Annotated in this window: 13 protein-coding genes; all 13 read left to right on the forward strand. The window is 46.5% G+C overall.

The window, feature by feature from the left end; translation table 11 throughout:
* Positions 1 to 40: 40 nt before the first annotated feature.
* The 13 genes from der (at position 41) to ureC (ending at position 13,674) form a co-directional block, all read left to right on the forward strand.
* Positions 41 to 1,522, forward strand: a complete 1,482-nt coding sequence (gene der / locus FLM53_RS11055) for a ribosome biogenesis GTPase Der (protein ID WP_017629857.1) — start codon at positions 41 to 43, stop codon at positions 1,520 to 1,522.
* 133 nt (positions 1,523 to 1,655) lie between these two features.
* On the forward strand, positions 1,656 to 2,558 hold the full coding sequence (locus FLM53_RS11060; RefSeq protein WP_176681924.1) for an alanyl-tRNA editing protein: 903 nt from the start codon (positions 1,656 to 1,658) through the stop codon (positions 2,556 to 2,558).
* Positions 2,559 to 2,847: 289 nt separating this feature from the next.
* Positions 2,848 to 3,849, forward strand: coding sequence for a sensor domain-containing diguanylate cyclase (locus FLM53_RS11065; RefSeq protein WP_176681923.1), 1,002 nt, complete (start codon positions 2,848 to 2,850; stop codon positions 3,847 to 3,849).
* Between the two features lie 36 nt (positions 3,850 to 3,885).
* Positions 3,886 to 4,113, forward strand: coding sequence for a zinc ribbon domain-containing protein (locus FLM53_RS11070; RefSeq protein WP_176681922.1), 228 nt, complete (start codon positions 3,886 to 3,888; stop codon positions 4,111 to 4,113).
* Between the two features lie 295 nt (positions 4,114 to 4,408).
* Complete coding sequence (gene urtA, locus FLM53_RS11075) at positions 4,409 to 5,695, forward strand: urea ABC transporter substrate-binding protein (RefSeq protein ID WP_017629853.1); 1,287 nt, start codon at positions 4,409 to 4,411, stop codon at positions 5,693 to 5,695.
* 160 nt (positions 5,696 to 5,855) lie between these two features.
* Positions 5,856 to 7,484, forward strand: coding sequence for an urea ABC transporter permease subunit UrtB (gene urtB / locus FLM53_RS11080; RefSeq protein WP_176681921.1), 1,629 nt, complete (start codon positions 5,856 to 5,858; stop codon positions 7,482 to 7,484).
* 10 nt (positions 7,485 to 7,494) lie between these two features.
* The gene (gene urtC / locus FLM53_RS11085; protein WP_176681920.1) at positions 7,495 to 8,667 is read left to right on the forward strand and encodes an urea ABC transporter permease subunit UrtC; all 1,173 of its coding nucleotides are present in this window, start codon (positions 7,495 to 7,497) and stop codon (positions 8,665 to 8,667) included.
* Positions 8,664 to 9,506 carry an urea ABC transporter ATP-binding protein UrtD gene (urtD, locus tag FLM53_RS11090; RefSeq protein ID WP_076650850.1) on the forward strand — a complete coding sequence of 281 codons (843 nt, stop codon included), beginning with the start codon at positions 8,664 to 8,666 and terminating at the stop codon, positions 9,504 to 9,506. Before urtC ends, urtD begins: the two co-directional genes overlap by 4 nt.
* A gap of 1 nt (position 9,507) precedes the next feature.
* Entirely contained in the window at positions 9,508 to 10,203 is a 696-nt protein-coding gene (gene urtE, locus FLM53_RS11095) for an urea ABC transporter ATP-binding subunit UrtE (RefSeq protein ID WP_176681919.1), read from the forward strand.
* Positions 10,200 to 11,147 (forward strand): urease accessory protein UreD, encoded by a 948-nt coding sequence (locus FLM53_RS11100; RefSeq protein WP_176681918.1) that lies wholly within the window; start codon positions 10,200 to 10,202, stop codon positions 11,145 to 11,147. Before urtE ends, FLM53_RS11100 begins: the two co-directional genes overlap by 4 nt.
* A 133-nt stretch (positions 11,148 to 11,280) precedes the next feature.
* The gene (gene ureA, locus FLM53_RS11105) at positions 11,281 to 11,583 is read left to right on the forward strand and encodes an urease subunit gamma (RefSeq protein WP_004735119.1); all 303 of its coding nucleotides are present in this window, start codon (positions 11,281 to 11,283) and stop codon (positions 11,581 to 11,583) included.
* Between the two features lie 11 nt (positions 11,584 to 11,594).
* Positions 11,595 to 11,930 carry an urease subunit beta gene (locus FLM53_RS11110; RefSeq protein WP_017069302.1) on the forward strand — a complete coding sequence of 112 codons (336 nt, stop codon included), beginning with the start codon at positions 11,595 to 11,597 and terminating at the stop codon, positions 11,928 to 11,930.
* Positions 11,931 to 11,970: 40 nt separating this feature from the next.
* Complete coding sequence (gene ureC / locus FLM53_RS11115) at positions 11,971 to 13,674, forward strand: urease subunit alpha (protein ID WP_055318868.1); 1,704 nt, start codon at positions 11,971 to 11,973, stop codon at positions 13,672 to 13,674.
* The last annotated feature ends 59 nt before the right edge of the window (positions 13,675 to 13,733 follow it).

A 13,733-nucleotide genomic window follows, 5' to 3' on the forward strand; every position in this document is an offset into this window, starting at 1 on the left:
ACCTATAACTACATTTAGAGAAGAAATTGTAGAGGTTGTTATGGTACCTGTTGTTGCTCTAGTAGGGCGTCCGAACGTAGGTAAATCTACGTTATTTAACCGATTGACTCGAACTCGTGATGCATTGGTTGCGGATTTCCCTGGCTTAACGCGTGACCGTAAATACGGCCATGCTCATTTTAGCGAGCATGACTTTATTGTTATTGACACTGGCGGTATCGACGGTACTGAAGAAGGTGTTGAAACTAAAATGGCTGAACAGTCGCTAGCGGCGATTGATGAAGCTGATGTTGTTCTATTTATGGTAGATGGCCGTGCTGGTCTAACACCATCTGACGTTGCGATTGCTAAGCACCTTCGTCAGCTAGAAAAGCCTTCAATGCTAGTAGTAAACAAGGTTGACGGTATCGACCCTGATGCTGCAAGTGCTGACTTCTGGCAACTAGGCGTAGAAGACATGTATCAAATCGCAGCTGCGCACGGTCGTGGTGTAACAGCGCTGATTGATCTTGCTCTTAACCCGTTCGCAGAAGCGCTAAAAGCGGAAAATGGCGAAGTAAGCGATTTAACTGAGTTTGAAGACGAAGAAGAAGAGCAGGTTGAATTCACAGAAGAAGAAGCTGAAGAAGAATTCAAGCGTCTTCAAGATCAACCTATCAAGCTAGCGATCATTGGTCGTCCTAACGTAGGCAAATCAACACTAACTAACCGTATTCTTGGTGAAGAGCGTGTGGTTGTTTACGATATGCCTGGTACGACTCGTGACTCTATCTACATCCCAATGCAGCGTGACGAGCGTGAATACGTTCTGATCGATACTGCGGGTGTTCGTCGTCGTAAGAATATCAACGAAACAGTAGAGAAGTTCTCAGTAGTTAAAACGCTGAAAGCGATTGAAGATGCGAACGTTGTATTGTTGCTTATTGATGCTCGTGAAAACATCTCTGACCAAGATCTAAGCTTGTTGGGCTTTGCATTGAACGCAGGTCGTTCAATCGTGATTGCAGTAAACAAGTGGGATGGCCTAGATAACGACGTTAAAGAGCGCGTTAAGAAAGAACTAGACCGCCGTTTAGGTTTCGTTGATTTCGCACGTATTCACTTTATCTCTGCACTTCACGGTACAGGAGTTGGTCACTTGTTTGAGTCTGTTCAAGAGGCTTACAAGTCAGCGACGACTCGTGTTGGTACTTCTGTTCTAACTCGTATCATGAAGATGGCAACTGATGATCACCAACCGCCTATGGTTCGTGGTCGTCGTGTGAAACTGAAATACGCGCACGCTGGTGGCTATAACCCACCGATTATCGTTATCCACGGTAACCAAGTACGTAACTTGCCAGATTCATACAAACGATTCTTGATGAACTACTACCGTCGTTCACTAGAGATTATGGGTACACCAATTCGCATTCAATTCCAGAACAGCGAGAACCCATTTGAAGCGAAGACTAACAAGCTGACAATCTCTCAAGAGCGCAAACGTAAGCGTATGATGAGCATGGTTAAAGGCCGTAAATAGTCCTTTCCAATAGATTTGATACCCGAGCCTGTCTCGGGTATTTTTTTAAGCAAAATTCACGTTAATCCATAACGGCACATTCTTGTTTCGCTGTGGCTTAACGAATCAGACTAGATTCCAAAAGAAGAACGATATGACCACTAGCGATTTGATTACACAAGCTGAAGCAATCACGCCAACCATTACTCAATTCTGTCATCAAGCTTGGCAACTGACGGCGAAAGCGTTGTATGTAGAAAGCGACAGCAGCAAAACCTACCTGATCACTGATGTGACGCCTTTTCACCCTGTCAGTCATATTTGGCCTGATCATCCGGCAGACCAAGGTTTTGTGACTGTTGGTGACGTTCAATATCCAGTGGAAGAGTGCCTTGTTGGTGCAATAGAACAATCTACTGGCAAGCTTTATATCGCAGCAGATATTCCTGTTAAACGTGATACGGAAGGTTGGGCGTTTGTGGTAGTCCACCAACTGCCTGCATTTGCTTCTATGATTAATGTTAACGACGAAGTGGTGTTGTCGGTAGATAAAGCGTATCAAGCAAGCTTGAGTCGTGGTCACAGTGCGGGTCACATTGCTTTCTTAGCGTTGAATAAAGTATTGGCTGAGAGCTACTGGCGCAAAGATGCCGACAGAAAGGATCCGCTCGGTAGCTACGACTTTAATAGTTACGCACAAGTGACCAGCTTTGTGACTCCTGAGCTATGTACTGATAAGTATCGTTTGGGTAAAACGCTGAAGAAGCGCGGCTTGAACGTTGCAGACATGCTTGCAAACCTTGAAGGTATCGAAGCCGACATTAACCAGATGATTTCAGGCTGGCTCGCACAATCGACGCCTGTCGTGATGAGACTGGAAGGTGAGGCACTCACTGACTCTCGTTACTGGGAATGGCAACTGGATGCTGAGACGCTGGTGTCGATTCCGTGTGGTGGTACTCACATCGAGAACACCTCAGAGCTTAATGCATTATCGGTTAAATTAACCCAGTTAGATGACCAGCACATTGAAATGCTGACGCATGTAATTCGATGATTTAGGTTACAGATCGAAATGGCTTGTGCTGTTTATCCTGTTTTAATATGTCACTTTTAATATAAATGACTATTTAAAATTGAAATGCAGCACATGTAACTTATGCTTTCGGTGTGTGGTGATATAAATATTCTTTTTGGGGTAGATCGCTGATCAAAATAGATAAAGCGAAAGATCAACCTATGATCTTCGGTTGTGTGTGGTACTAAGTTAGTGTGTTATTATTAACCAATAACAAGCTTGCATAAGAACAGGCTGTACCCAATTACATAATTGAAAGCTTTAGTGAATGGAACAACAATTTTTATTAGAAGGCCACCGAGCAGTCAATAGTTTGCTTCGGAAGCTTGCCCTTGGGATGGATCGCAAGGACTTAAACCACAAGATCATTCAGCTTACTGAGCAGCTTTTTGGTCAGCGTATGGCTTCAATCTTACTGCTCAACTCCGAGTCAAATACTCTGCATCTTGAATATGCCCCGAATCTACCTGATTTTTATAATCAACAGATAGAAGGGGTAGGCATTGGTGCCGGGATTGGTTCTTGTGGTGAGGCGGCGGCGCTTAAAAAAGCCGTCATGATCTCCAATATTAATACACACCCCAATTGGGCACCTTTCTTAGCTTTAACTAATCAAGCCAATCTTCATGCGTGTTGGTCGGTGCCAATCATCTCTTCACATGGTCATGTGTTAGGTACCTTCGCGATTTACAGCCAATATGTTTCTGAACCCCATGAGTTTGAACTAGAGATCCTAGAGCTATTAGCGTCTCTTTATTCAGTCGCACTCGAGAAGTATGAGTTAGAGAATCAACTCAACTTCTTTGCCAACCGCGACTCTCTGACACACAGCTTGAATCGTCGAGCCTTATTGAGAGAAGCCGAGCAAGTGTTAACCAAGCGCTGTTTTGCACAAAAGGTGATGGCGTGCTTGTTTGTTGATGTCGATAAATTCAAATCAATCAACGATACCTATGGTCATAGCTTTGGTGATGATGTGCTGTTAGCGGTTGCCAAAGTGCTGGAAGAGGCGACCACAGCCTGTGCCAAGATCGGGCGTTATGGTGGTGATGAGTTTGTGGTGTTCTCTTGCTTTGACGATCAAGAAAGCGTGCTTAACTTTTATCGAAGCTTAGAAAGAACCTTGGAACAGGCTCTCTATATCAACGACACTCAATTTGCGGTCAGTGTAGGGCTTTCTTACGAGAAAGATCCTGAGTCGTTAGAAGCTTTGATCGCACAAGCTGATAAGAACATGTACCAAATCAAGCAAGCTAAGTCTCAGCAGTAGTAGATTGTCAAAATAGTAGTGAATTAGGAAATGCTAATGAGTGAAAATATCTGCCCTAAGTGCCAGTCAGAGTTAGGCTGGGATGGTAAGTATCACTGTGAAAGTTGTCAGGCTCACTTTACCAAAGTTGGGTTCTGCCCAGAGTGCAGCAGCCAACTAGAGAAGCTTCAAGCCTGTGGTGCTGCCAGCTATTTTTGTAATGCTGATTGTAACGAGCTTAAATCTAAGTCGAGAGTAAAATTCGAGTTCCAAGCTGCGGACTAGCTTGAAAGCTATAAGATTCAGTATCGCAATCCATACAATTTAATAGAGGCCTAATACCTATGTATTGGGCCTTTTTTATATCCATTGTGCGGTTGTGTCTCATCTTGGTTCATTCTTATCGTCGCTGCACCAGTATGAAACATAGTTACATTATTGCTATGCACGCTATTGGTGTGAATGGTTTTTTAGTTCCATTAATACAATGACTTATAATTTTAATGGTTAATTTTTAAGTTTGGCACTCTTCTTGTAACTCTGTAATTGAATAACAAAAATACAATTATGGAGTACTATCATGAACAAGGTGTTCAATTTATCGCTAGCTGCACTGTGTACAACACTTTCATTTTCTTCTGCATCTGTGCTTGCGGCTGATGAGACCATCAAGGTCGGCGTTCTACATTCACTGTCTGGCACCATGGCGATCAGTGAAACCACGCTAAAAGATACCGTGCTAATGCTCATCGAAGAGCAGAACAAAAAAGGCGGTTTGCTGGGTAAAAAGCTAGAGCCTGTGGTTGTTGACCCTGCATCAAACTGGCCGCTATTTGCAGAAAAAGCGCGTGAGCTTATCGAAAAAGAGAAGGTCGATGTGGTCTTCGGTGGTTGGACATCGGTATCACGTAAATCCATGCTGCCGGTATTTGAAGAGCTTAACAGCATCCTCTTCTATCCAGTTCAATATGAAGGTGAAGAGTCGTCTAAAAACGTTTTCTACACCGGCGCTGCGCCAAACCAACAAGCAATTCCTGCTGTGGATTACTTGATGGAAGAGCTTGAAGTCGAACGTTGGGTACTCGCGGGTACGGATTACGTTTACCCACGTACGACCAACAAGATCCTTGAAGCCTACCTAAAAGATAAAGGTGTCGCAGAAGAAGACATCATGATCAACTATACGCCATTTGGTCACTCTGATTGGCAGTCTATTGTTTCAGACATAAAAAAGTTCGGCGAAGCAGGTAAGAAAACCGCAGTGGTTTCTACTGTGAACGGCGATGCGAACGTACCTTTCTACAAAGAGCTTGGCGCTCAAGGCATTTCATCTGAAGACATTCCAGTTATTGCATTCTCTGTTGGTGAAGAAGAATTGTCAGGTATGGATACTGAACCACTGGTTGGTCACCTAGCGGCTTGGAACTACTTCATGAGTGTTGATACCGAAGCCAATGAAGAGTTCGTTGAAACGTGGCAGTCATTCATCAAGAGTGAAAAGCGTGTTACCAACGATCCAATGGAAGCGCACTATGTTGGCTTCAACATGTGGGCGCAAGCGGTAACCAACGCGGGCACAACCGATCCTGAATCTGTACAAGATGCCCTGATTGGCGTGTCTGTTCCTAACCTTTCTGGCGGCTACTCTACCATGCTGCCAAACCACCACATCACTAAACCTGTCCTGATCGGTGAAATCCAAGACGATGGTCAATTTGATATCGTGTGGGAAACAACAGGCCTTGTTGCAGGTGATGCTTGGTCTAGTTACCTACCTGAATCAGCGAAGCTTTTCTCTAGCTGGTCTAAGCCATTCTCATGTGGTGCGTTTAACGTCGAAACCAAGAAGTGTTCTGGCGGTAACTAGAGCGTTAATTTAGGAATATTGAGCCTTCTTGTTTGGGAAGAGCGCCTCTGTTTAAGAGGTGAAGCAAACGGAAGGCTCATCGTTTCAACTAACAATAATTCTCCACATGTCCACTGAGCAAAAATAACAATATCTAGCTCGGTGGGTTAAGGAAGCAGGGATGAAAAACGTATTGAACGTATTTAAGGCGCTATTGCTTATGGCAGTCAGTGCTCAGTTGGCTTTTGCTGGAATAACGGATGAAGCTAGCTTTACCAAGGCGCTAGTTGGTAAGAAAACATCGGATAAAGAATTGGCTATCGATTGGGTTATTGAGACACAAGCGGAAGACGTGTCGAAACCTATTTTGGATGGCTGGTTAAACGGAAATCTCTATTACTTTAATGACAAACAGAGCGAGCAATATAAACAGCTCTACTTGATTCAAAGCATTAAAACGGCAACTTCAGCTCAGTCGGTGTGGGATGAATCAAGCCTCAGTATCGAGAATGCTCGGCAGTTTAAGAAGGTTCGCGTGAACAACAAGCTTCGCGGGATCTTGCGTGGGGAAATTGCTTCGATTGGACTGAACAGCAGTAATCCAGACGTGCGTTATAAAGCGGTTCTGGATCTACTCGGCACTAAAGATTCTGACATCATCGATCGTTTATCTGTACTTAGAACCAGCGAATCTGATGGCAAAGTCGCTGAGTTGATGGACTTGTCGTTAGCCATTTTCACCTCTCTTGATAAGAGCGCCACGATTGAAGATCGCGTGGCTTCGATTGACCGAGTCGGTGACTTCAAACATTCAGTGGTACTCAAAACCTTAAATCAATTGCTCAACAGCGAACAAGACTCAAAAGTATTGGCAGCGGCAGAGCGTGCGATGGACGATTATCAACAGAGCCAAGCACTTTACTCGGGTGTTGAGACCGTATTCTTCGGCTTGAGTTTGGGTTCTGTGTTGGTGCTGGCTGGCATAGGCTTGGCGATTACCTTTGGTGTGATGGGCGTTATCAACATGGCTCATGGCGAGCTGATCATGATTGGCGCATACACCACCTATGTATTGCAACTGCTAATGCCGAACCACATCGGTTTAGCGCTGATTCTCTCTATTCCGGCAGCGTTTATTGTGTCTGGCTTAGTGGGCATTGCGATAGAGCGCAGCGTGATTCGTCACCTTTACGGTCGCCCATTGGAAACCTTGCTTGCGACCTTCGGTATTAGCTTGATCTTGCAGCAAGCCGTTCGTTCTATTTTCTCTCCTTTGAACCGTTCAGTAAGCACACCTGAATGGATGTCTGGTGCACTTCAATTGAATCCAATGTTGTCTCTGACCTACAACCGCTTATACATCATCTTGTTCTGTGGTTTGGTGTTTATGGGCTTGTTGATGGTTCTGAAAAAGACGCCACTAGGTTTACAGGTTCGTGCGGTTTCTCAAAACCGTGGTATGGCGCGTGCGATGGGTATTCGATCTGAAAGAGTTGATGCGATGACCTTTGGCTTAGGTTCTGGCGTGGCGGGTGTCGCAGGTGTGGCACTGTCTCAATTGACTAACGTTGGCCCTAATATGGGGCAAGCGTACATCATCGATTCTTTCATGGTGGTGGTGTTCGGCGGAGTCGGCAACTTGTGGGGAACACTCGTCGCAGGTCTGAGTCTTGGCTTGTTCAATAAGATCTTAGAGCCATGGGCTGGCGCAGTACTCGCCAAGATTCTAGTACTGGTTTTCATCATTCTATTTATTCAAAAACGCCCACGCGGATTGTTCCCGCAACGTGGTCGTGCGGCTGAAGGTTAAGGACAACATCATGCAGTCTAAATCATTTGTACTTTCGGCAATGCGTGGTGATAAAGGTGGCCAACTGACCATCCTTGCCATTCTTGCGGCCGTGATTCTTATTCCACTGGCTAACACCATGTTGCCAAGTGGGCACCCGCTTCATGTTGAGACCTTCACTATCTCACTAATGGGCAAATACCTAAGCTATGCGATGTTGGCGTTGGCGCTCGATCTGGTGTGGGGCTATCTCGGCATATTAAGTCTAGGCCACGGTGCTTTCTTTGCGCTTGGCGGTTATGCCATGGGTATGTACTTAATGCGCCAGATTGGTGACCGTGGGGTCTATGGTGATCCAATCCTACCTGACTTTATGGTGTTCCTTGATTGGTCAGCGTTGCCGTGGTTTTGGCAGGGCTTCGATCAGTTCTGGTTTGCTTGTCTGATGGTGGTGTTGGTACCGGGCGCATTGGCTTACTTGTTCGGTTATTTAGCTTTCCGATCTCGCGTGTCTGGGGTTTACCTTTCGATCATGACCCAAGCGTTAACTTACGCCTTGATGTTGGCGTTCTTCCGTAATGAGATGGGCTTTGGTGGCAACAACGGACTGACAGATTTCAAAGATATCATCGGCCTGAGTTTACAGAGTGACGCGGTCAAGATTGGTTTGTTTGTCGCGACGGGTATCTCGCTCATCTTAAGTTATATCGCGTGTCGCATGGTAGTGACCAGTCGATTAGGGCGTGTGGCATTGGCGATTCGTGATACCGAGTCTCGCACTCGCTTTATGGGTTACGACGTCGATGGCATTAAGCTATGGGTATTTGTTTTGTCTGCGGTTATCGCGGGTATTGCTGGTGCTTTATATGTTCCTCAAGTCGGCATCATCAACCCGGGAGAGTTTGCGCCGCTTAACTCGATTGAGATTGTGGTTTGGGTTGCTTTAGGCGGTCGTGCCACTCTGTTTGGGGCCATTGTTGGTGCGCTGATCATCAACTACGCCAAGAGCTGGTTTACGGTTGAATTCCCAGAGGTGTGGTTATTCGCTCTCGGTGGTTTATTCGTTCTTTCAACCATGTACTTCCCACAAGGTGTGATTGGCTTTGTCAGTGAAAAGTGGCAAAAGTTACGCAAGGCATCGAATTCAAAAGGCGAAGGACAAGATCAGGATGATCAACATAAAGGCAAGGAGGCAATCGCATGACCACATTTAACAGCGTAAAGGAATCCGTTCAGGCGTTCACTCGTCGAGACGAAGTTTTTGATTACCTTAAACCCGATGTTCATCCTGCCATCGATACCCGTCACAACGTGTTGTTGTACGTGGAAGGCGTCAATAAAAGCTTCGATGGTTTCCAAGCGATAAACGATCTAAATCTCTATATCAAGGAGGGTGAACTGCGCTGCATCATCGGTCCTAATGGCGCAGGCAAAACGACCATGATGGACATCATCACCGGGAAAACTAAACCAGATACTGGCGAAGTGTGGCTAGGTTCGAACATCAATCTACTCAAGATGAATGAAGCTGAAATTGCTAACGCAGGCGTTGGGCGTAAGTTCCAAAAGCCGACCGTGATTGAATGTTTAACTGTGTGGCAGAACCTTGAATTAGCCATGGCAGGTGATCGCTCGGTGTGGGCAACTTTCACTGCCGTGATGTCTGGCGAGCAGAAAGACAAACTGACCTCGGTACTAGAGCTTATTCACCTTAAAGACGAAGCGGCCAACTTAGCGGGCAACCTGTCTCACGGTCAGAAACAGTGGTTAGAGATCGGTATGTTGCTGATGCAAAACCCTAAGTTACTCTTAGTCGATGAACCCGTGGCAGGTATGACTCACCAAGAGATGGATCGAACCTCTGAGTTACTCAACTCACTGGCAGGTAAGCACTCAGTGGTCGTGGTTGAACACGATATGGATTTCGTTCGTTCGATTGCTAGCCATGTCACCGTGCTTCATCAAGGTCACGTGTTGGCAGAAGGCACCATGGACCAAGTGCAGGCTCACCCTGAAGTTAAACAAGTTTATCTCGGAGAATAGGATGTTAGAGGTTAAATCAGTTAATCAATATTACGGTGAGAGCCACACCTTATGGGATTTGGATATGCAGATCCCTGAAGGTAAATGCACGGTGTTAATGGGGCGTAATGGCGTCGGTAAAACCACCTTGCTGCAATGCATCATGGGGTTGGTTAAGGTTGAAAGCGGCGACATATCCTTATCGGGCGAGTCACTTTTGAAAACCGATGCCGAGGATCGTTCTCGCCAAGGGATCGGTTATGTACCGCAAGGTCGTCAGATATTCCCGATGCTCACCGTTCAAGAAAACCTAGAGGTCGGCCTACCGATTCGAGAGAAGGGCGATCGTAAGATCCCCGAATTCATCTTCGATATCTTCCCTGTCTTGAAAGAGATGCTGCATCGCCGTGGTGGTGACTTATCGGGTGGTCAGCAGCAACAGCTTTCGATTGGTCGTGCGCTGGTGGTTAATCCCAAGCTATTGATCTTGGATGAGCCGACGGAAGGGATTCAACCCAATATTGTGCAAGAGATTGGCGATATCATTCGCATGCTCAACGAGAAGATGGGACTTACAGTTCTGTTGGTTGAGCAGAAGCTGCCATTTGCAAGAAAGGTCGGTGACCGTTTTTGTATTCTCGACCGTGGACGTCAGGTGGCTGAAGGTGAAATGACAGGGCTCGATGAGTCCTTGATTAAGGAGTACCTAACCGTATGAATTCTCTCTTTTCTCCGAATGAAGTAAGGAACGCTTCTTTAGTAGAAGCCTTGTCTCTGAAAGAGACCATCGAACAAGATATTCGAGACGGTTGGCAAGCGAGCTTAAACCTCACCTTTGTCGACCGCGGTGATAAAACCGTATTAAAGAATCGTCAGCAGTCTGGTCCGCTTGCGGTGCAACGCCCCCTGTATCCTGATGGGGAAACGTGTCACACCTACTTACTCCATCCCCCCGGCGGAGTGGTGGGTGGTGACACTCTCAATATTGAGGCAACTGTAGAAAGCGGTGCTCATACGTTGATCACCACACCCGGCGCGACCAAGTTCTATCGTTCTAACAACAAGTACGCCAAACAAAAGCAAACCCTTCGCGTCAAAAAAGGTGCGCGCTTGGAATGGATGCCGCAAGAGAACATCTTTTTCCCCAATGCACACGTTCGTTTAGATACTGAAATTCGCCTTGAAAAGGGTGCACAGTTTTGGGGGTGGGAGATGCACTGTTTTGGGCGGCCTGCACAGAATGAGGGATTTGAGCGTGGTCACCTTGTTGGGAAAACGGAAATCTATCTTGATAATCAAAGGCTTCTGACAGAAGGTTTTAATTTTCACGGTGGCGATAAGTTAATGATAAATATGGGGTTACTTGATTTTTCAATGATGGGTACCTTTTATCTCACCTCAAATGAGAAGCAAGCTTTAGAGTTGGTACAGAGCTTGCTCTTAACTATTACACAGCAAGCTTCACAGCAATCAGTTACATCAAAAACGTCGAGTGAACCCACATTAATATTGGGTGCGACGCAGATAGAAGGATTGATTGTGGTGCGAGCCTTGGGTTATTGGAGTGAAGACATCCTCCAGGCCTTTGGTCAGATATGGCAAGCAACTCGCTCTCATTTATGTGGTACGACTCCTGATTTACCAAGGATTTGGGCGACTTAGCGATTAGCCCTATTTGTACCGAGGGCGACTTCCGGCCCTCGGTACATTTTTTCAAGCTTGCTGTGATTGAATCCCACTTACTGCTCATGCGTTTCTGAGCAATAAGAAAACAACACTAACAGCGGGCGGCTAAATGGAATTAACACCAAGAGAAAAAGATAAGCTCCTTATCTTCTGCGCAGGAATGCTGGCACAGCAGCGCAAACAAAAAGGCTTAAAACTCAACTACCCAGAATCTATTGCGCTGATCAGCAGTGCCATTCTTGAAGGTGCCCGTGAGGGAAAAACCGTTTCGGAATTGATGGATTTTGGACGCACACTGCTTACCGTCGATGACGTAATGGAGGGGATTCCTTCCATGATCCCAGATGTACAAGTCGAAGCTACTTTTCCTGATGGCACCAAGTTGGTGACCGTTCATGAACCTATCGTGTAGGGAGAAGAAGTATGGCTGGCTCCACCAAACAATATTCAGGCTTAGTTCCCGGAAAAGTAGAAACCGCTCCCGGAGACATCACTCTAAATGAAGGCCGAGATACGACGTCCGTTAAGGTTCAAAACATTGGCGACCGTCCCGTGCAAATTGGCTCTCATTACCACTTCTATGAAGCAAACCCTTCGCTGATCTTTGACCGAGAAGCTACTAAAGGCTTTCGACTCAATATCCCTGCAGGCACCGCCACCCGTTTTGAACCGGGTCAGTCGCGCAGCGTCGAGTTAGTGCGTTACGCCGGTAAGTTAGAGATCTACGGCTTCCAAGGGAAAGTGATGGGCAAGCTTTAAGCGCTCTCACGAAAACAATGAAAACAACAAAGGATTGATCATGGCGAAGATATCCAAACAGGCTTACGCCGAAATGTTTGGGCCAACAATCGGAGACCGAGTGCGTCTTGCTGACACCGATTTATGGCTAGAAGTTGAAAAGGATTACACCGTATACGGTGACGAAGTGAAGTTCGGCGGCGGTAAAGTGATTCGTGATGGGCAAGGGCAAAGCCAACGTCCAAGTGCAGAAACGCCAGACTTGGTGATCACCAATGCGATTGTGTTGGACTACTGGGGCATTGTAAAAGCCGACGTCGCCATCAAAGACGGCCGAGTTCAAGCGTTAGGTAAAGCAGGCAACCCAGATGTTCAACCGGGCGTTGATATTGTGATCGGTCCGGGTACGGAAATTTTAGCCGGCGAAGGTTCGATCCTCACTGCAGGTGGCATTGACTCACATATTCATTTTATCTGCCCGCAACAGATTGAAGAGGCGTTGGCGTCGGGTGTGACTACCATGATAGGCGGTGGCACTGGGCCAAACACAGGGACTAACGCAACCACATGTACACCGGGTCCGTGGAACATGCACCGTATGTTGGAATCACTCGATCAATTCCCAATGAACTTTGGTTTGTTAGGCAAGGGCAATGCGAGCCAACCGGAAGCATTGCGTGAGCAAGTAGCAGCGGGTGCTGTGGGTTTGAAGTTGCATGAAGACTGGGGAACAACCCCTGCTTCAATCGATACCTGCTTAAGTGTTGCCGATGAAATGGACGTACAAGTTGCGATTCACACGGATACATTGAACGAATCGGGTTTTGTTGAATCGACACTTGGTGCCATCGGTGATCGCGTGATTCATACTTATCACACCGAAGGTGCGGGCGGCGGCCACGCTCCCGATATTATTCGTGCTGCTGGTGAGCCGAACGTTCTGCCTTCTTCTACCAATCCGACACGTCCTTACACCGTCAATACGGTCGATGAGCATTTAGATATGTTGATGGTGTGTCACCATTTATCACCTTCGATTGCTGAAGATGTCGCGTTCGCTGAATCGCGTATTCGCCGTGAAACCATTGCCGCAGAAGACATTCTTCATGACTTAGGCGCATTCTCGATGATCGCTTCGGATTCACAAGCAATGGGTCGCGTAGGCGAGGTGGTAACCCGTACTTGGCAAACTGCACACAAGATGAAAGTGCAGCGTGGCAGCCTAAAAGAAGATTCCGACTACAGTGATAACTTCCGCCTAAGACGTTATGTCGCTAAGTACACCATTAACCCTGCGATTACGCACGGCATGGCACATGAGATCGGCTCTATTGAAGCTGGAAAGCTAGCGGATCTAGTGCTGTGGAAACCAGCCTTCTTTGGTGTGAAACCGAGTGTGATTTTGAAAGGCGGCATGATCGCGATGGCACCAATGGGTGATCCTAACGCTTCAATCCCAACCCCTCAGCCCGTTCACTATCGCTCTATGTTTGGTAGCTATGGCAAGGCATGTCAGAACACATCGATGCTGTTTGTTTCTAAAGAAGCCAAGGCACAAAACATCGACAAGCAGTTGGGTTTACAGAGCCTGATTGGCGTAGTCAGCAACTGCCGAAACATCAGCAAAGCGGACATGAAGCTTAACGATTGGATGCCGAAGATTGAGGTCGACTCGCAGACTTATCAAGTGCGCGCTGATGGTGAACTGTTGACGTGTGAGCCTGCTGAAGAACTACCAATGGCTCAAAGATATTTTCTATTTTAATAGCTCGGCTGAAGGCTCTTATTTTAAGTCTTTGCCTGAGGGCTTTTGACTGAAGACTC

This window comes from Vibrio sp. Scap24 (genome assembly GCF_013394185.1).
Taxonomy (GTDB): Bacteria; Pseudomonadota; Gammaproteobacteria; order Enterobacterales; family Vibrionaceae; genus Vibrio; species Vibrio pomeroyi.